The following is a 17,644-nucleotide window of genomic DNA, read 5'->3' on the forward strand; positions in this document are numbered from 1 at the left end:
ATACGCCTGCTTTTACCAGGTCATTGAGAGGTGCAGGGTGAAAATTGCCATTTTGTCCCGGGACGGAACGCTCTATTCTTGTAAGCGCCTGCGTGAAGCGGCGATGCAGCGCGGTCACCTGGTTGAAATTATCGATCCGCTTTCTTGCTATATGAACATCAGCCCGGCGGCGTCGTCTATTCATTACAAGGGCCGCCAGCTTCCCCATTTTGACGCGGTGATCCCACGGATTGGTTCAGCGATTACCTTTTATGGTACGGCGGCGCTGCGTCAGTTTGAAATGTTGGGTAGCTATCCGTTAAATGAATCGGTAGCGATTACGCGCGCGCGCGATAAGCTGCGTTCGCTGCAGTTGCTGGCGCGTCAGGGGATTGATTTACCCATCACCGGGATTGCTCACTCCCCGGACGATACCAGCGACATGATTGATATGGTTGGCGGCGCGCCGCTGGTGGTGAAACTGGTTGAAGGCACACAGGGGATCGGCGTGGTGCTGGCGGAAACACGGCAGGCCGCGGAAAGTGTCGTGGATGCGTTTCGTGGGCTGAATGCTCATATTCTGGTTCAGGAATATATCAAAGAAGCGCAAGGGCGGGATATTCGCTGTTTCGTGGTGGGTGACGAGGTGGTGGCTGCCATTGAACGCCGTGCGAAAGAGGGCGATTTTCGTTCTAATCTCCATCGCGGCGGGGTTGCTACGATTGCGAATATCACGCCGCGCGAAAGAAAAATTGCGCTCAAAGCCGCTCAGACCATGGGGCTGGATGTTGCTGGTGTTGATATTCTGCGTGCAGAACGTGGGCCGCTGGTCATGGAGGTTAACGCTTCTCCGGGTCTGGAAGGGGTCGAGAAAACCACCGGGATAGACATTGCCGGCAAGATGATCCAGTGGATCGAGCGCCATGCTACGCCTGAATTTTGTCTTAAAATCGGCGGCTAAACACAATATAGATTGCGATCGTGGTATGACACGCTCTTTTTGCGTAAGCTGTGCCGGTATTTTTTTCATCATTAGAGGTCGCACATTATTATGACATCACTGGTCGTTCCCACTCTGGATACGTTGCGTCAATGGCTCGACGACCTGGGCATGAGTTTTTTTGAATGCGATACCTGTCAGGCGCTGCATTTACCTCATATGCAGAACTTCGACGGCATCTTTGATGCAAAAGTTGATTTGGTGGATAACGTCATCCTGTTTTCTGCGATGGCGGAAGTCAGACCTTCCGCACTGCTGCCCCTGGCCGCCGATTTGTCCGCGATTAATGCCAGTTCACTGACGGTAAAAGCATTTCTGGATATGCAGGATGATAATCTGCCAAAGCTGGTGGTTTGCCAGTCTTTATCCGTTACGCCGGGCGTAACGTTTGAGCAGTTTGAATGTTTTGTTCGCCAGAGCGAAGAGCAGATATCGATGGTGATCCTCGAAGCTGGGGCGCATCAGCTGTTATTTAACGCTGAAGAAGATACGCAAAATAGCAACGCTGAAGTCTATTTCCTCCATTAATTCCCCCTGAATCTGGACGCATTTTGCGCAGCCGCTACCAGAGCGGTTGCGTACGGCCTGTTTTTATTCTGTGTTTAACCTTTTATTAAAGAATTATTCACTTCCATTCTGCTCCTTCTGCTTTATGTCATAGACAATTCCTGCATAAAAAATTGATAAAAGACGTTTTTTAATCTGGGCTATATCCACAAAACCTGGCTAAAGTTATTCTTGCGAAGCATATAGACGTCAATTTTCTAACTGCCCCGTATGACCTGAGCTGTGGCTACAATACGTGGTGAATGAGTGGGCGCATATCTGCGGGCGATAGCGGCATCGGGAGAGGTCTCTCTTTTCATTGATGCCGCATGAAAGAATATGCACGTTTCTTGCATATCATTAGAGTGTGACATTTTTGTTCGTTTGTTAACGAACTTTCAGAAGGAAAGAGATTATGACCGCCTTAAATAAAAAATGGTTATCAGGCCTGGTTGTGGGTGCTCTGATGTCCATCTCTGCCGGCACGCTCGCTGCTGAACAAAAAACGCTGCATATTTATAACTGGTCTGATTATATTGCTCCGGATACGGTGGCTAACTTTGAAAAAGAGACCGGAATTAAAGTTATCTATGACGTATTTGATTCCAATGAAGTACTGGAAGGAAAACTCATGGCGGGCAGCACCGGTTTTGACCTCGTTGTTCCTTCCGCCAGTTTCCTCGAACGTCAACTAACCGCAGGCGTCTTCCAGCCGCTGGATAAGAGCAAACTGCCGGGCTGGAAAAACCTCGATCCCGAACTGCTGAAGCTGGTGGGTAAACACGATCCGGATAACAAGTTTGCGATGCCGTATATGTGGGCAACAACCGGCATTGGCTATAACGTGGACAAAGTGAAAGCGGTGCTGGGGCCAGATGCGCCGGTTGATAGCTGGGATTTGATCCTCAAACCGGAAAATCTGGAAAAACTCAAAAGTTGCGGTGTCTCTTTCCTTGATGCGCCTGAAGAGGTGTTTGCAACCGTACTGAACTATTTGGGTAAAGATCCAAACAGTACCAAAGCAGATGATTACACCGGACCGGCGACCGACCTGCTGTTGAAACTGCGTCCGAATATTCGCTACTTCCACTCTTCGCAATATATTAACGACCTGGCAAACGGTGATACCTGCGTAGCGATTGGCTGGGCGGGGGACGTATGGCAGGCGGCGAACCGTGCAAAAGAAGCGAAAAATGGCGTCAATATCTCTTTCTCAATTCCTAAAGAAGGGGCAATGGCGTTCTTTGACGTATTCGCGATGCCAGCCGATGCCAAAAACAAAGACGAAGCCTATCAGTTCCTCAACTACCTGCTGCGTCCTGATGTGATTGCGCATATTTCCGACCACGTGTTCTATGCCAATGCCAACAAAGAAGCGACGGCTCTGGTCAGTCAGGAAGTTCGTGATAACCCTGGCATCTACCCGCCTGCGGATGTGCGCGCCAAGCTGTTCACGCTGAAAGTACAGGATCCGAAGATCGACCGTGTCCGTACCCGAGCGTGGACGAAGGTAAAAAGCGGAAAATAACCTGATGTTTGGGACATGACCCGGCAGGATTGATGCCTGCCGGGCAGTGTTGATCCTAAACACACCTAACCCGGCAATACGCACCACCGTGGTGCGTTATTTGCACCGTTTCTTTGTTTTATGCCGGAGAGCACCTGAGTGAATGATGCAACCCCACGCCCACACGCGAAAATCCGCAAGGCGCTGACCCCGCTGCTTGAAATTCGCAACCTGACCAAGTCGTTTGACGGCCAACACGCCGTCGATGACGTCAACCTTACTATCTACAAAGGTGAAATATTTGCCCTGCTCGGCGCATCCGGCTGTGGCAAATCGACTCTGCTGCGCATGTTAGCGGGATTTGAACAGCCGACAACTGGGCAAATTATGCTTGATGGCGTCGATTTAGCGCACGTCCCGCCTTATCTGCGTCCGATCAATATGATGTTTCAATCCTATGCCCTGTTTCCGCACATGACGGTTGAGCAGAACATTGCCTTTGGCCTCAAGCAGGACAAGCTGCCAAAGGCTGAAATCGCCAGCCGGGTGAATGAGATGCTGGGCCTGGTGCATATGCAGGAGTTCGCCAAACGCAAACCGCACCAGCTTTCTGGCGGTCAGCGTCAGCGTGTGGCCCTGGCGCGTAGCCTAGCGAAACGGCCGAAGTTACTGCTGCTGGATGAACCCATGGGGGCGCTGGACAAAAAGCTGCGTGACCGCATGCAACTGGAAGTGGCGGATATCCTTGAACGCGTCGGCGTGACCTGCGTGATGGTAACGCACGATCAGGAAGAAGCCATGACGATGGCAGGGCGCATTGCGATCATGAACCGTGGCAAATTTGTGCAGATTGGCGAACCGGAAGAGATCTACGAGCATCCGACTACGCGCTATAGCGCCGAGTTTATCGGCTCGGTTAACGTCTTTGAAGGACTACTGAAAGAACGCCAGGAAGATGGTCTGATTATTGAATCTCCTGGACTGGTGCATCCGCTGAAAGTAGATGCAGATGCGTCTATTGTCGATAACGTCCCGGTGTATGTTGCGCTGCGCCCGGAAAAAATCATGCTCTGTGAGGCTCCTCCGCCAGATGGTTATAACTTCGCGGTAGGCGAAGTGGTGCACATTGCCTATCTGGGCGATTTGTCGGTATATCACGTACGTTTGAAAAGCGGCCAGATGCTGAGTGCTCAGCTACAAAATGAACATCGTTATCGCAAGGGATTACCCACCTGGGGTGACGAGGTCCGTTTGTGCTGGGATGCAGACAGTTGTGTGGTGTTGACGGTTTAAGGAGCGAAGATGAGTACACTTGAACCTCCGGCACGCGTGGATAAAGCAGGGCGATTCACGCTGTTTATGTCGCGGCTGCAAATGAAACACGGGCGCAAGCTGGTGATTGCGCTGCCGTATGTGTGGCTGCTGCTCCTGTTTCTGCTGCCTTTTCTGATCGTCTTCAAAATCAGTTTGGCTGAAATGGCGCGCGCTATTCCACCCTATACCGACCTCGTTTCATGGGCTGACGATCAGCTATCCATCACGCTCAACTTAGCCAACTTCCTGCAGTTAACGGACGATCCGCTCTATTTTGATGCCTACCTGCAATCTTTGCAGGTGGCGGGGATTTCGACGATCTGTTGTCTGCTGTTGGGATATCCGCTGGCGTGGGCTGTCGCACACAGTAAACCCTCGACACGCAATATTCTGTTGTTGCTGGTGATCCTGCCGTCCTGGACGTCGTTTTTGATTCGCGTGTACGCCTGGATGGGGATCCTGAAAAATAACGGTGTACTGAATAACTTTCTGATGTGGCTGGGCGTTATCGATCAACCATTGACGATTCTGCACACCAATCTGGCGGTCTATATCGGGATTGTTTACGCCTATTTACCCTTTATGGTGCTGCCGATTTACACCGCGCTGACGCGTATTGATTATTCGCTGGTAGAGGCGGCGCTGGATTTGGGTGCCCGACCGTTGAAAACCTTCTTTAGCGTGATTGTGCCATTGACCAAAGGCGGGATTATCGCCGGATCGATGTTGGTGTTTATCCCGGCTGTGGGTGAGTTTGTCATTCCGGAACTGCTGGGCGGCCCGGATAGCATCATGATTGGTCGCGTGCTGTGGCAGGAATTTTTCAATAACCGCGACTGGCCGGTGGCGTCTGCCGTTGCCATTATTATGCTGCTGTTACTGATTGTGCCAATCATGTGGTTCCACAAATATCAGCAAAAAAGCATGGGGGAACACGGATGAATAACTTACCGGTCGTTCGCTCGCCGTGGCGTATTTTTATCCTGGTGCTGGGCTTTACCTTCCTGTATGCGCCGATGCTGATGCTGGTTATCTATTCGTTTAACAGCTCGAAGCTGGTTACGGTCTGGGCGGGGTGGTCAACGCGTTGGTATGGTGAACTTTTCCATGATACCGCGATGATAAGCGCTGTTGGCATGAGTTTAACGATTGCTGCGGGTGCAGCGACGATGGCGGTAATCCTCGGCACTATAGCCGCCGTGGTAATGGTGCGTTTTGGCCGTTTTCGCGGATCGAATGGGTTTGCTTTTATGATTACCGCACCGCTGGTTATGCCGGATGTCATTACCGGTTTGTCGCTGCTGCTGCTGTTTGTAGCTCTGGCGCACGCCATCGGCTGGCCTGCGGATCGCGGTATGTTGACCATCTGGCTGGCGCACGTCACCTTCTGTACGGCGTACGTGGCGGTGGTGATTTCCTCACGGTTGCGCGAACTGGATCACTCCATTGAGGAAGCGGCGATGGATCTTGGCGCTACGCCGCTGAAGGTCTTTTTCGTTATCACGCTGCCGATGATTATGCCTGCGGTGATCTCCGGCTGGTTACTGGCCTTCACGTTGTCGCTTGATGATCTGGTTATCGCCAGCTTTGTCTCTGGTCCTGGCGCCACAACATTACCGATGCTGGTATTCTCCAGCGTACGTATGGGGGTTAACCCGGAGATCAACGCGCTGGCGACGCTGATTCTTGGCGTGGTAGGAATTATCGGATTTATCGCGTGGTATCTGATGGCGCGAACAGAAAAACAACGGATTCGCGATATCCAACGTGCAAGACGCGGCTGAAAAAACTAAAATCTGCCAACCTGTCTATACGGCGCAGCTGTGGTGGCTGCGCCGTTTTCATGGAAGACGACGCGTTGGGATTTTTTAAGAAATCATCCACATCACATGCTCGCTTAAACGTCCCTGCGTTGGTGCAGGTGGCGGCGCTGGCTATTATCATGATCCGCTGTCTCGATCTGTTGATGATTTTTAATACGCTAGGGTTGCGTGGCACCAGCGAATTTATTCATCGCAGCGTGCAGACCTGGAATTTGACGCTGGTGTTTCTGGGCAGCCTGGCGCTGCTGTTTATCGAAATCTACTGCGCATTTTCGCTGGTAAAAGGACGTAACTGGGCGCGTTGGGTCTATCTGTTGACCCAGATTATCGCCAGCGTTTATCTGTGGGCGGCCTCGTTGGGCTATGGTTATCCGGAACTGTTCAGCATTGCGGGAGAGTCCAGACGTGAGATCCTGAGTACGCTGGTGATGCAAAAGTTGCCGGATATGCTGGTGTTGCTGCTACTGTTTGTTCCCGCGTCCAGTCGGCGGTTCTTCCGTTTGCAATAACGTGTATAATATTGGCCCCCTGTTAATTTATAGGTTTTTGTATGCAGTGCGCACTATATGACGCTGAGCGCTGCCGCTCCTGTCAGTGGATAACACAGCCTGTCGCCGATCAACTCCTCTCAAAAACAGCCGATCTGCAGAATCTGCTGGCTGATTATTCGGTCGGAGAATGGTGCGCGCCGGTCAGCGGCCCGGAACGCGCTTTTCGCAACAAAGCCAAAATGGTGGTCAGCGGCAGCGTGGAAAAACCACTGCTTGGGATGCTGCATCGTGACGGTACGCCGGAAGACTTGTGTGATTGTCCGCTCTATCCCGCCTCTTTTGCGCCCGTATTTGCCGCGCTCAAACCGTTTATCGCCCGGGCGGGGTTAACGCCCTATAACGTGGCTCGTAAACGCGGAGAGCTGAAATATCTGCTGTTAACGGAAAGCCGGTTTGATGGCGGTATGATGCTGCGCTTTGTCCTGCGTTCAGACGCCAAACTGGCGCAGTTGCGTGCAGCGCTACCGTGGTTGCAGGCACAATTGCCACAGTTAAAAGTGATCACTGTTAATATTCAACCGGTGCATATGGCGATTATGGAGGGGGAGACAGAAATCTTCCTGACAGAGCAGCAGGCGCTGGCGGAACGCTTTAACAATGTGCCGTTGTGGATACGCCCGCAGAGCTTTTTCCAGACCAACCCAGTGGTGGCGGGGCATTTATATGCCACCGCGCGCGACTGGGTGCGTCAGCTTCCGGTTACTCATATGTGGGATCTGTTTTGCGGCGTAGGGGGCTTTGGTCTGCATTGTGCCACGCCGCAGATGAAACTGACAGGTATTGAAATCGCGCCAGAGGCGATTAACTGTGCGAAACAATCGGCGCAGGAGCTTGGGTTGCAGAATCTGTATTTTCAGGCGCTGGATTCGACTCAGTTTGCTACCGCCCAGGACGAAGTACCCGATCTGGTGCTGGTGAACCCACCGCGTCGTGGGATTGGCAAACCGCTGTGCGATTTTCTTTCCCGCATGGCGCCACGTTTTATTGTCTATTCAAGTTGCAATGCGCAAACCATGGCGAAGGATTTTCACCAGTTGCCGGGGTACCGCATTGAACGCGTCCAGCTTTTCGATATGTTCCCACACACCGCGCATTACGAAGTGTTAACGCTGCTCTGTAAACAATAACTGCTATGCCTGATGGCGCTTCGCTTATCAGGCCTACAGGCTGTTCGTCATTCATAGGGTGGATAAGGTGCTTGCACCGCATCCGGCAAATGCAATATGCGAAAAAAAAGCCCGTACTTGCGTACGAGCTCTTCTTTAAATATGGCGGTGAGGCGGGGATTGACTCGCTTCGCTCGCCCTGCGGGCAGCCTGTTCGCTGTGCGCTCAGTCTGTCCAACTCGCTGCGCCAGTAGTCGAACCCGGTCCGGGCTTCTCATCCCCGCCAGGCTGTGAAATATGCGAAAAAAAAAGCCCGTACTTGCGTACGAGCTCTTCTTTAAATATGGCGGTGAGGCGGGGATTGACTCGCTTCGCTCGCCCTGCGGGCAGCCTGTTCGCTGTGCGCTCAGTCTGTCCAACTCGCTGCGCCAGTAGTCGAACCCGGTCCGGGCTTCTCATCCCCGCCAGGCTGTGAAATATGCGAAAAAAAAAGCCCGTACTTGCGTACGAGCTCTTCTTTAAATATGGCGGTGAGGCGGGGATTGACTCGCTTCGCTCGCCCTGCGGGCAGCCTGTTCGCTGTGCGCTCAGTCTGTCCAACTCGCTGCGCCAGTAGTCGAACCCGGTCCGGGCTTCTCATCCCCGCCAGGCTGTGAAATATGCGAAAAAAAAAGCCCGTACTTGCGTACGAGCTCTTCTTAAAATATGGCGGTGAGGCGGGGATTCGAACCCCGGATACGTTGCCGTATACACACTTTCCAGGCGTGCTCCTTCAGCCACTCGGACACCTCACCATATTGTATTGCTGCCTGACCGCTTGGGGGGCAACGGGGCGCTACTATAGGGAGTTGCGCTAAAACGGTCAAGCAGAATTTACGTGTTAACTCTCGTTTGGTTACGCAGCGTACATATTCCCCCGCCCGGACTGGCGCGGAGGATATGATTAACGCTGAGAGTCCAGTTTTTCGCCGTTGGTCACAACTTCCTGGGCTTTGCTGTAGCTTTCGATCAGCAACTGATAAGCCGGGAAGACTTTGGTATACACTTCCGCCCACTCAGCGGCGTCTTCACGATTCCATGTCCCCTGTATTTCAGAAGCGACTGCAGCGGTATCCATCGGCACGACACCAGCCTGAACCACGCGAGCCAGGGTGATTTCCTGCGCCATCTTGCTGTAAGTACCGGACGCGTCAATCACCGCGAAGACCTTGTAACCTTCAGCCACTGCGCTGATGGCCGGGAAAGCCATGCAGACGCTGGTGATCGTACCGGCGATAATCAATGTCTTACGACCCGTTGCTTTTACCGCTTTCACGAAGTCTTCGTTATCCCAGGCGTTGATTTCACCTTTACGCGCTACGTATTGGGCATGCGGCGCATTGGCGTGGATCTCCGGGATCAACGGGCCGTTAGGTCCCTGCGGTACGGATGCCGTGGTAATCACCGGCATTTTCGCCAGGGTCGCCATTTTAGCCAGCGCAGCGGCACGTGCACGCAGTTCAGGCATTGGCATATCGCCGACGGTCTGGAAAAGCCCACTCTGATGATCGATAAGCAGCATGACGGAATCATTCACATCGATGACCGGACGTGAGCCATTAAAGTTTGCAGGACTGGACATATTCTTCTCCTTCGATTCAGATTTGGCCAAAACGGCCGGAGTTAAAATCGCGTACAGCTTCAGCGATTTCTTGTTTCGTGTTCATAACAAACGGACCGTAACCTACAATCGGCTCGTTCAACGGTTCGCCAGACAGCAGAAGCACGATGGCATCGCTGGTGGCTTCAATGTGCAGCGTTTTCCCCTGCTGGCTTAGCACCACCAGTTGCGCTTCGCTGGCTGGCGTGCTCCCGTTTACAGTGATATTGCCTTTCAATACCACCAGTGCGGTGCTCCATCCTTCCGGCTGAGACAACGTGAGCTGATGATTACGTTGTAGTCGCATATCCCAGACGTTCAGCGGCGAAAAGGTATGTGCAGGCCCTTTGGTTTCCTCGTAGCTACCCGCAATAACGCGAACGCTTCCTGTTTCATCAGGTAGAGCAACCGTGGGGATAACATCGCTGGTGATGCTCTGATAACCCGGCGCGGCCATTTTGTCTTTTGCCGGCAGGTTAACCCACAGCTGTACCATCTCCAGTTCGCCGCCCCGACGGGTAAATTCCGGTGAATGGAACTCTTCGTGTAATATTCCTGCACCTGCGGTCATCCACTGCACGTCGCCGGGACCGATAATGCCGCCGCGACCGGTTGAATCACGGTGTTCAACTTCGCCGCTGTAAACGATGGTCACCGTTTCAAAACCACGGTGAGGGTGTTCGCCGACGCCGCGCTTTTCGTTACCCGGTGTGAACGTATGCGGACCGGCGTAATCCAGCAGCAGGAATGGACTTAACTGCTCTGCATGAGACTGGTAAGAGAACATTGAGCGAACCGGAAATCCATCGCCAACCCAGTGTGGGCGAGGTGCGGTGTAGACGCCTGTTACTTGTTTCATTTGTGTCTCCTCAGTGGCGTTGTCTTGATGTGAATAAGCTTATATTCATGACAGCGAATTGAGTAGTCGCTAAAATGGTCTTCACTGTCTCATAAATAGGACAATAAAATGACAAAGCCGGATCTCAATGATTTTGCCTGGTTTGTACATGTTGTAGAGGAAGGTGGATTCGCAGCGGCGGGACGTGCGCTTGATGAACCGAAATCAAAACTGAGCCGACGTATTGCGCAACTTGAAGAGAGGTTGGGGGTTCGACTTATTCAGCGAACCACCCGGCAGTTTAACGTGACTGAAGTCGGACAAACATTTTACGAACACTGTAAGGCAATGCTGGTGGAAGCGCAGGCGGCGCAGGATGCTATTGCGGCTTTACAGGTTGAGCCGCGCGGCGTTGTAAAACTGACTTGTCCGGTCACGTTGTTGCATGTGCATATTGGGCCAATGCTCGCCCGATTTATGGCCCGTTATCCCGATGTTTCCGTGCAGCTTGAGGCGACGAACCGCCGCGTTGATGTGGTAGGCGAAGGCCTGGATGTGGCGATTCGCGTCAGACCTCGTCCATTTGAGGATAGCGACCTGGTGATGCGGGTACTTGCAGACAGGGGACACCGGTTATATGCCAGCCCGCGATTAATTGAACAAATGGGCGCGGTCAACTCTCCGGCGGAATTGACCCGTTGGCCGGGGCTGAGTCTGGCATCGGGTAAACATGTGCATCGCTGGGAGTTATTTGGCCCACAGGGCGCACGGGCAGAGGTGCATTTCACGCCGCGTATGATCACCACCGATATGCTGGCGTTACGTGAAGCTGCGGTTGCCGGTGTGGGGGTTGTACAACTGCCGCAACTGATGGTGAAAGAACAATTAGCGGCGGGTGAACTGGTGGCATTGCTAGATGGTTGGGAGCCTAAGCGGGAGATTATTCACGCAGTCTTTCCGTCTCGTCGGGGATTACTGCCCTCAGTACGCGCATTGGTGGACTTCTTAACAGAAGAATATGCGCGGATGTTTGAGGATTAAATACCTGTCCTCAGCCTATAAAAAAGGCCGGTTAAACCGACCTTTTATTATCTGGACGCCATTCGGGCGTTAAAAACAATCAGCGACTACGGAAGACAATGCGGCCTTTGCTCAGGTCGTACGGGGTCAGCTCAACAGTCACTTTGTCGCCCGTCAGGATGCGGATATAGTTTTTGCGCATTTTACCGGAGATGTGTGCAGTAACCACGTGACCGTTTTCTAACTCTACGCGGAACATGGTATTAGGTAACGTATCGAGAACGGTACCCTGCATTTCAATATTGTCTTCTTTGGCCATCTAATCCTCTGGGGTATCACTACCGTAATTTGAACCGGCAAGATAATGCCGAAGTTCTTTTAATAAGTAAAGATTTGTGCGTTTAAAACACAGCAAATCGGGTTTGGCGCATTACTCTAACCGCACACGGCAAAGCCGCACTTAAAGCGTAACGTGTAAGGGAACGAGGAGATAAACGATAGGCGTTGCCTGGCGCGAACTGTTCCTTAACGGCGGCGGGGTAATGGGCTAAACCAACTCTGCGGCACAATTATAACACCCCGACAAAAAATGTGCCGAAAACATTCACCCCTGAGGCGAAAATAACGTTCTTGGTATCCAGAAATGGCTCGGTAGCCGCTGCTGACGCAGTATGCTCAGCTGCTCAAGGTACTCCCGCCGCGGGGTTTCGATGGCGCCCAGGGACGCTGTGTGGCTATTTAATACCTGGCAGTCGATTAATTTTCCGCCCTGACGGATAAATTCCGTGCAAAAAACAAGTAGTGCAGTCTTGGACGCATTTTCCTGACGACTGAACATTGATTCGCCACAAAACAGCGTACCTTGCGCCACGCCGTACATGCCGCCGACTAATTCATTTTGTCGCCATACTTCAATTGAATGCACATGTCCCAGTTCGTGCAGACGATGGTAAGCGTCCACGACATCGTGTGTGATCCAGGTACCTTCTTCCCGATCGTTCGCACAGCCTTCAATCACCTGACCGAACGCGTAGTTGAGCGTCACACGATAAGGCGAATTTTTATGAAAGCGTTTCATGCTGCGACTGAGGTGAAAGTTCTCAGGCCAAAGAATGGCGCGCGGATCGGGTGACCACCACAGAATAGGGTCGCCGGGAGAAAACCACGGGAAAATACCGCGCTGGTAGGCCATCAACAGGCGGGCAGGGCTAAGATCGCCACCCAGCGCCAGTAGACCGTTAGGCTCGCGTAGAGCGCCTTCCGGTGATGGGAAGGCTATAGAATGGCGGGACAGTTGCACCAGGCGCATGACAGCGAAACTCCACTACGCGAGTTTGATCGTTCAATAATAGCTTACAGACGTTGCTTAAACTGGTAATAACGCCCCTGCCTGGCTAACAGATCTGCGTGATTACCTTGCTCAATAATTTGTCCGTTGTCCATCACTATTATTTGATCAAAACGCGACAATCCGCGCAGACGATGTGTGACCATCAGGACGGTTTTGTCCTGCATCACATCGCCAATTAATTCAAGCATTTGGCTTTCCGTTGTGGCATCAAGCCCTTCGGTAGGCTCGTCCAGCAGCATCAGCGGAGCATCGTGCAACAAGGCGCGGGCGATAGCCAGACGACGGAGTTCGCCGCCAGAAAGCTGACGACCACCTTCACCCAACCAGGCATTGAGTCCATCGCCATCAAGCAGTTTGTCCAGCCCGACGCGGCACAGGATCGCGGATAATGCTTCATCGCTGGCGTGCGGTGCAGCCAGCAGCAGGTTATCGCGAAGCGTAGCGCTGAACAGATGTACGCGCTGTGGCACGACGCTGATGATTTGACGCAGCGTGGCTTCATTCAGGGCTGAAAGCGGTCGATCGTTAATCAGGATTTCTCCACTCTGCGGATCCCATGCGCGGGTCAGCAATTGCAGCAATGTTGATTTTCCGCAGCCGGTGCGACCCAAAATAGCGATGTGCTCACCGGGTTTTGCCAGCAAGGAAAGGGTGTCGAGTGCTTTTTGCGTCTGCCCCGGATAGCTGAATGAAACCTCACGCAGGGTAAGGGTGAGCTGCTCAGAAACCGGAGATTCGGTATCCGGGAAGGTGACTTCTGGCTGCTGTTCGGTCAGTTCGGTGATGCGTAATGCAGAGGCGATAACCTGGCCGAGATGCTGAAACGCGCCGGTGACAGGCGCTAATGCCTCAAACGCAGCCAGCGCACAGAAGACGAACAGCGCAATTAGCGCGCCTGGCTGAGTGTTGCCGCCCACGCCGCCTGAGGCCATCCATAACATCATAATCACCGCCAGCGCGCCGATTAACAGCATGATAGCCTGCGACAGTGCCGTTAATTCGGACTGACGTCGCTGCGCTTCATGCCACTGCAATTCGGTGGCTTCCATTTGAGCGCGGTAGCGTTCGCTGGCGCCGAAGATGGTCAATTCAGCCTGGCCCTGAAGCCAGGAGGTTAACTGCTGACGATATTGCCCACGCAGATGCGTCAGGTTTTGCCCGGTACTTTTGCCTGCCTGATAAAAGAGTGGGGGCAGAATGAATAAGGTCAGCAGCATAATGCCGCCGAGGGTGACAGCCAGCGTTAAATCAAGAACGCTCAGTCCCAGCGTGACCACCATGATGACGACAAATGCTCCCACCAGCGGAGACAGAACGCGTAAATAAAGGTGATCAAGCGTGTCGACATCAGCCACGACGCGGTTAAGTAATTCACCTTGTCCATAGCGGGACAGGCCGGCAGGGGAGAGCGGTAGCAGCTTGCTAAAGGTATAAATACGCAGGTGTTGCAGCACGCGGAACGTGGCGTCGTGGCTGACCAAACGCTCGAAATAACGGCCTGCGGTTCGGGTGATTGCCGCACCACGTACGCCTGCGGCGGGGAGCATATAGTTAAAACTGTAAATTCCGGTGACGCCGACCACCGCAGAAGCAGACAGGAACCAACCTGAGAGCGTCAGCAAGCCAATACTTGCCAGCAGCGTAACGATCGCCAGAACGATGCCCAGCGTTAACATCCATTTGTGACGTTTGTACAGCGTCAGATAGGGTAGCAAAGCGCGCATTTAGATATCCTCCTGACGATGAGCCAGTAGTGTCGCAAAAGCTCCGTTGGCTGCGCTAAGTTCAGCCCAGCTACCTTGTTCAACGATCTGACCGTCCTGCATGACCCAGATAGCGTCCCAGTCGGCAAGATCTTCAAGCTGGTGTGTCACCATCAGCGTGGTCTGGCGGCGCGATGCTGCGTTCAATGCCTGCATCACGCGTTGTTCACTGTGGGCATCAAGGCTGGCTGCGGGTTCGTCCAGCAGAAGCAACTGACACGGATTAAGTAAGGCGCGCGCCACGGCCACGCGCTGCGCTTGACCAACAGAAAGTCGGGCCGCCTGATCGCCGACTGGCGTATCTACGCCCTGCGGCAACAGCGGTAAAAACTCGCTCACCCAGGCACTATCGAGTGCGGCCTGAAGCTGTTCTTCACTGGCATCGGGCCGTGCCAGCAGTACGTTATCGCGTAATGTGGCGGCAGGGAGCTGCGGGTTTTGCCCAACCCAGGACAGCTGTTTGCGCCAGGAATCAGGCGACAGGTCGCGTAGTTCAAAACCGTTAATCCGCAGCGACCCCTGATAAGAAAGAAAGCCGGACAGAACATTCAGCAACGAACTTTTTCCGGAGCCGCTACGCCCCACCACCACCGTACGTTGACCTGCTGCCAGGGTAAAGTTGAGCGGCCCCGCAAGCACTTTGCCTTCCGGCGAGGTGATGACCAGATCTTGCGCCTCAATTGAAACGGCATCTTTCGTCGCCAGTTCAATCTCACCACGCTCAGGGTGCGCCAGCGGGGTTTCCATAAAGGTTTTCAGACTGTCTGCAGCTCCAACGGCTTGTGCTTTGGCGTGATAAAACGTCCCAAGATCGCGCAGGGGTTGGAAAAACTCCGGTGCCAGAATGAGCGCCAGGAAACCAGACGCCAGCGTGACGCCCATGCCGTAGTGACCGAAGTCGAGCTCGCCGAGGTAGGAAAAACCGAAGTAAACCGCAACCAGCGCAATAGACAGCGACGTAAAGAACTCAAGGACGCCAGATGACAGGAATGCCAGGCGCAGGACTTCCATGGTGCGCTGGCGGAAATCCTGTGATGCTGCGCGAATACTTTCTGTTTCGGCTTCACCGCGACCAAATATTCTCAGCGTTTCCATACCCCGAAGGCGATCGAGGAAATGACCGCTGAGGCGGGCAAGCGCCTGAAAGTTGCGGCGGTTAGCGTCGGCTGCGCCCATACCGACCATCGCCATAAACAACGGGATCAGCGGGGCGGTTCCGAGCAGAATAAGCGCGGCTACCCAGTTTGACGGAAATACGGCCGCCACAATCAACAGGGGAACGCATACGGCCAGCGCCATTTGCGGCAAATAACGCGCATAGTAATCATGCATATCGTCAATCTGCTCGAGGATCAGCGTAGCCCAGCTCCCGGCTGGTTTACCCTGTATCCAGGCCGGACCCGCCTGTTGCAGGCGATCCAGAACCTGGCGACGAATCTCAAAGCGAATATGTTGCCCGGCGTGAAACCCGACGCGTTCGCGTAACCAGACAACCCATGCGCGCAGGATGAAAACCAAAATCAGCACGATGAAAGGGAGCAGCAGCGCCTCTCGGGGGATGTTGCCCATGATCATATGGTCCAGAATTCGGGCCATGAGCCAGGCCTGAGCGACAATTAACAGGCCGCTCACGAATCCCAGCAGGCGTGAAATATTCAGCCACCGTTGGGAAATTACACTTTGCTGTTTTAACCAGCGGGTCAGCTCTTTTTGACGGGTTTTATTCATTGCACGCTTAGCAGGTGAGTTATTGGAATTTTTGGGCAGGACAATGTTACAACGAGGCAAAAATAAAGGCGACTTATAGTCGCCTTTTTTACTTTTGTTACTGATTTGTAAAACTTATTTGCAAGCGTCTGCCAGACCGTCGAGATAACGTTCTGCGTCAAGCGCAGCCATACAACCCGTGCCCGCAGAAGTGATCGCCTGGCGATAAATATGGTCCATCACGTCACCGGCTGCGAAGACGCCTGGAATGCTGGTTTGCGTCGCATTGCCGTGAATACCGGACTGAACTTTAATGTAGCCGTTTTCCAGTTCGAGCTGACCGTCGAAAATGGCGGTATTCGGGCTGTGACCGATGGCGACAAACAATCCCGCAACGTCTAGTGATTCGACGTTGTCAGCATTTTGCGTATCGCGCAGGCGCAATCCGGTTACGCCCATTTGATCGCCAGTCACTTCTTCCAGCGTACGGTGCGTATGCAGCACGATGTTGCCGTTTTCCACTTTATCCATCAAACGCTTGATAAGAATTTTCTCAGCACGGAAGCTGTCGCGACGGTGAATCAAATGTACTTCAGACGCGATATTCGCCAGATACAACGCTTCTTCAACAGCGGTATTACCGCCGCCGATCACCGCAACTTTTTGGTTACGGTAGAAGAAACCGTCGCAGGTGGCACAAGCGGAAACGCCGCGGCCTTTAAATGCTTCCTCTGAAGGTAAGCCCAGGTAACGTGCTGACGCGCCGGTGGCGATGATCAATGCGTCGCAGGTGTATTCACCGCTGTCGCCGGTCAGACGGAAAGGGCGGTTTTGCAAATCAACTTTGCTGATGTGATCAAAAATGATTTCTGTCTCAAATTTGGTCGCATGTTCGTGCATACGCTCCATCAGCAGCGGGCCAGTAAGATCGTGCGGATCGCCAGGCCAGTTTTCCACTTCTGTTGTTGTGGTCAGCTGACCACCTTTTTCCATACCGGTAATCAGTACCGGTTGCAGGTTAGCGCGTGCAGCGTAGACCGCAGCGGTATATCCCGCAGGGCCTGAGCCCAGAATAAGAAGTTTACTGTGTTTGGTTGCGCCCATGAGATCCCCATAGTTGTTGGCAGGCAATTAGCAGGATTGTAGGGAATTTACAGGCGTAAAAAAAGAGTATGGCGATTTTGTTAACAATATGTGTAATAGCGGAAACCGATGAACGGCAGATTTAGTCGTAACACTATAACGATTTCTACTTAAAATCGGTCAGTTATAAGGTGATAAAATGACGAATTTCCATCACCGCGACTGAATAACTGGCATGTTGTACTAAAAATCGATGTTTTGCTTTGACAATCCCCTGCTGTTTTGCGAAAACATTCAAGGAAGAAAAAAACTGTGTCATGTATGTGCTGCATAATCATGCATGTAGATACCATGTTTACCGTGTTAGCGAAATCTACGCATGGTGTGGACAGATGCCATTCGTGATGTCGATAGCCG

General features: G+C 52.9%; 16 protein-coding genes, 1 tRNA gene and 3 other RNA genes. 9 read left to right on the forward strand and 11 right to left on the reverse strand.

Annotated features, from left to right (window positions below; translation table 11 throughout):
• Window positions 1-37 precede the first annotated feature (37 nt).
• The 8 genes from rimK to rlmC all read left to right on the forward strand — a co-directional run bounded on the left by rimK (window position 38) and on the right by rlmC (window position 7,847).
• Entirely contained in the window at window positions 38-940 is a 903-nt protein-coding gene (gene rimK, locus FDX14_RS07450; protein WP_038639233.1) for a 30S ribosomal protein S6--L-glutamate ligase, read from the forward strand.
• A 90-nt stretch (window positions 941-1,030) separates the two neighbouring features.
• Window positions 1,031-1,507, forward strand: a complete 477-nt coding sequence (locus FDX14_RS07455) for a type III secretion system chaperone family protein (protein WP_137349288.1) — start codon at window positions 1,031-1,033, stop codon at window positions 1,505-1,507.
• Window positions 1,508-1,940: 433 nt separating this feature from the next.
• A complete protein-coding gene (potF, locus tag FDX14_RS07460; RefSeq protein WP_042309515.1) occupies window positions 1,941-3,053 on the forward strand; it encodes a spermidine/putrescine ABC transporter substrate-binding protein PotF in 1,113 nt (370 codons plus the stop codon).
• Between the two features lie 138 nt (window positions 3,054-3,191).
• Complete coding sequence (gene potG, locus FDX14_RS07465) at window positions 3,192-4,325, forward strand: putrescine ABC transporter ATP-binding subunit PotG (RefSeq protein ID WP_061381880.1); 1,134 nt, start codon at window positions 3,192-3,194, stop codon at window positions 4,323-4,325.
• A 9-nt stretch (window positions 4,326-4,334) separates the two neighbouring features.
• Window positions 4,335-5,288 carry a putrescine ABC transporter permease PotH gene (gene potH, locus FDX14_RS07470; protein WP_137349289.1) on the forward strand — a complete coding sequence of 318 codons (954 nt, stop codon included), beginning with the start codon at window positions 4,335-4,337 and terminating at the stop codon, window positions 5,286-5,288.
• Window positions 5,285-6,130: a putrescine ABC transporter permease PotI gene (potI, locus tag FDX14_RS07475; RefSeq protein WP_042309508.1), complete on the forward strand. Its 846-nt coding sequence runs from the start codon at window positions 5,285-5,287 to the stop codon at window positions 6,128-6,130. Before potH ends, potI begins: the two co-directional genes overlap by 4 nt.
• 59 nt (window positions 6,131-6,189) lie before the next feature.
• Window positions 6,190-6,678, forward strand: a complete 489-nt coding sequence (locus FDX14_RS07480; protein ID WP_042309506.1) for a YbjO family protein — start codon at window positions 6,190-6,192, stop codon at window positions 6,676-6,678.
• Between the two features lie 41 nt (window positions 6,679-6,719).
• A complete protein-coding gene (gene rlmC / locus FDX14_RS07485; protein WP_079224833.1) occupies window positions 6,720-7,847 on the forward strand; it encodes a 23S rRNA (uracil(747)-C(5))-methyltransferase RlmC in 1,128 nt (375 codons plus the stop codon).
• Window positions 7,848-7,989: 142 nt separating this feature from the next.
• Here rlmC and FDX14_RS07490 read toward each other — a convergent pair.
• From FDX14_RS07490 to FDX14_RS07515, 6 genes are all read right to left on the reverse strand, one after another.
• Window positions 7,990-8,125, reverse strand: a non-coding RNA gene (locus FDX14_RS07490) — RtT sRNA.
• Between the two features lie 45 nt (window positions 8,126-8,170).
• Window positions 8,171-8,306, reverse strand: a non-coding RNA gene (locus FDX14_RS07495) — RtT sRNA.
• Window positions 8,307-8,351: 45 nt separating this feature from the next.
• A non-coding RNA gene (locus FDX14_RS07500) (RtT sRNA) lies at window positions 8,352-8,487 on the reverse strand.
• Window positions 8,488-8,532: 45 nt separating this feature from the next.
• A tRNA-Ser gene (locus FDX14_RS07505) sits at window positions 8,533-8,620 on the reverse strand.
• 149 nt (window positions 8,621-8,769) lie between these two features.
• On the reverse strand, window positions 8,770-9,447 hold the full coding sequence (locus FDX14_RS07510; RefSeq protein WP_032939929.1) for an isochorismatase family protein: 678 nt from the start codon (window positions 9,445-9,447) through the stop codon (window positions 8,770-8,772).
• A 16-nt stretch (window positions 9,448-9,463) separates the two neighbouring features.
• Window positions 9,464-10,324, reverse strand: coding sequence for a pirin family protein (locus FDX14_RS07515; RefSeq protein WP_061381876.1), 861 nt, complete (start codon window positions 10,322-10,324; stop codon window positions 9,464-9,466).
• A gap of 108 nt (window positions 10,325-10,432) precedes the next feature.
• On the opposite strand from FDX14_RS07515, the gene FDX14_RS07520 reads away from it, so the two are divergent.
• Window positions 10,433-11,344, forward strand: coding sequence for a LysR family transcriptional regulator (locus tag FDX14_RS07520; protein WP_061381875.1), 912 nt, complete (start codon window positions 10,433-10,435; stop codon window positions 11,342-11,344).
• A gap of 79 nt (window positions 11,345-11,423) precedes the next feature.
• Here FDX14_RS07520 and infA read toward each other — a convergent pair whose 3' ends face one another.
• From infA to trxB, 5 genes are all read right to left on the reverse strand, one after another.
• A complete protein-coding gene (gene infA / locus FDX14_RS07525) occupies window positions 11,424-11,642 on the reverse strand; it encodes a translation initiation factor IF-1 (protein WP_002211347.1) in 219 nt (72 codons plus the stop codon).
• Window positions 11,643-11,927: 285 nt separating this feature from the next.
• On the reverse strand, window positions 11,928-12,632 hold the full coding sequence (gene aat / locus FDX14_RS07535; RefSeq protein ID WP_137349290.1) for a leucyl/phenylalanyl-tRNA--protein transferase: 705 nt from the start codon (window positions 12,630-12,632) through the stop codon (window positions 11,928-11,930).
• A 44-nt stretch (window positions 12,633-12,676) separates the two neighbouring features.
• Window positions 12,677-14,398, reverse strand: a complete 1,722-nt coding sequence (gene cydC / locus FDX14_RS07540; protein WP_137349291.1) for a heme ABC transporter ATP-binding protein/permease CydC — start codon at window positions 14,396-14,398, stop codon at window positions 12,677-12,679.
• Complete coding sequence (gene cydD / locus FDX14_RS07545) at window positions 14,399-16,165, reverse strand: heme ABC transporter permease/ATP-binding protein CydD (protein WP_137349292.1); 1,767 nt, start codon at window positions 16,163-16,165, stop codon at window positions 14,399-14,401. It abuts the gene before it with no gap.
• A 114-nt stretch (window positions 16,166-16,279) separates the two neighbouring features.
• Complete coding sequence (gene trxB, locus FDX14_RS07550) at window positions 16,280-17,248, reverse strand: thioredoxin-disulfide reductase (RefSeq protein ID WP_137349293.1); 969 nt, start codon at window positions 17,246-17,248, stop codon at window positions 16,280-16,282.
• Between the last annotated feature and the right edge of the window lie 396 nt (window positions 17,249-17,644).

This window comes from Citrobacter sp. wls710 (assembly GCF_005281115.1).
Taxonomy (GTDB): Bacteria; Pseudomonadota; Gammaproteobacteria; order Enterobacterales; family Enterobacteriaceae; genus Citrobacter; species Citrobacter werkmanii.

Excerpts from the sequence above, each read along its gene's own strand:
- potF (WP_042309515.1), top strand. The coding sequence starts at position 1,941 with ATGACCGCCTTAAATAAAAAATGGTTATCAGGCCTGGTTGTGGGTGCT.
- potH (WP_137349289.1), top strand. The coding sequence starts at position 4,335 with ATGAGTACACTTGAACCTCCGGCACGCGTGGATAAAGCAGGGCGATTC.
- trxB (WP_137349293.1), bottom strand. The coding sequence starts at position 17,248 with ATGGGCGCAACCAAACACAGTAAACTTCTTATTCTGGGCTCAGGCCCT.
- cydD (WP_137349292.1), bottom strand. The coding sequence starts at position 16,165 with ATGAATAAAACCCGTCAAAAAGAGCTGACCCGCTGGTTAAAACAGCAA.
- FDX14_RS07510 (WP_032939929.1), bottom strand. The coding sequence starts at position 9,447 with ATGTCCAGTCCTGCAAACTTTAATGGCTCACGTCCGGTCATCGATGTG.
- FDX14_RS07515 (WP_061381876.1), bottom strand. The coding sequence starts at position 10,324 with ATGAAACAAGTAACAGGCGTCTACACCGCACCTCGCCCACACTGGGTT.
- potI (WP_042309508.1), top strand. The coding sequence starts at position 5,285 with ATGAATAACTTACCGGTCGTTCGCTCGCCGTGGCGTATTTTTATCCTG.
- infA (WP_002211347.1), bottom strand. The coding sequence starts at position 11,642 with ATGGCCAAAGAAGACAATATTGAAATGCAGGGTACCGTTCTCGATACG.
- cydC (WP_137349291.1), bottom strand. The coding sequence starts at position 14,398 with ATGCGCGCTTTGCTACCCTATCTGACGCTGTACAAACGTCACAAATGG.
- FDX14_RS07480 (WP_042309506.1), top strand. The coding sequence starts at position 6,190 with ATGGAAGACGACGCGTTGGGATTTTTTAAGAAATCATCCACATCACAT.
- FDX14_RS07520 (WP_061381875.1), top strand. The coding sequence starts at position 10,433 with ATGACAAAGCCGGATCTCAATGATTTTGCCTGGTTTGTACATGTTGTA.
- FDX14_RS07455 (WP_137349288.1), top strand. The coding sequence starts at position 1,031 with ATGACATCACTGGTCGTTCCCACTCTGGATACGTTGCGTCAATGGCTC.
- aat (WP_137349290.1), bottom strand. The coding sequence starts at position 12,632 with ATGCGCCTGGTGCAACTGTCCCGCCATTCTATAGCCTTCCCATCACCG.
- rlmC (WP_079224833.1), top strand. The coding sequence starts at position 6,720 with ATGCAGTGCGCACTATATGACGCTGAGCGCTGCCGCTCCTGTCAGTGG.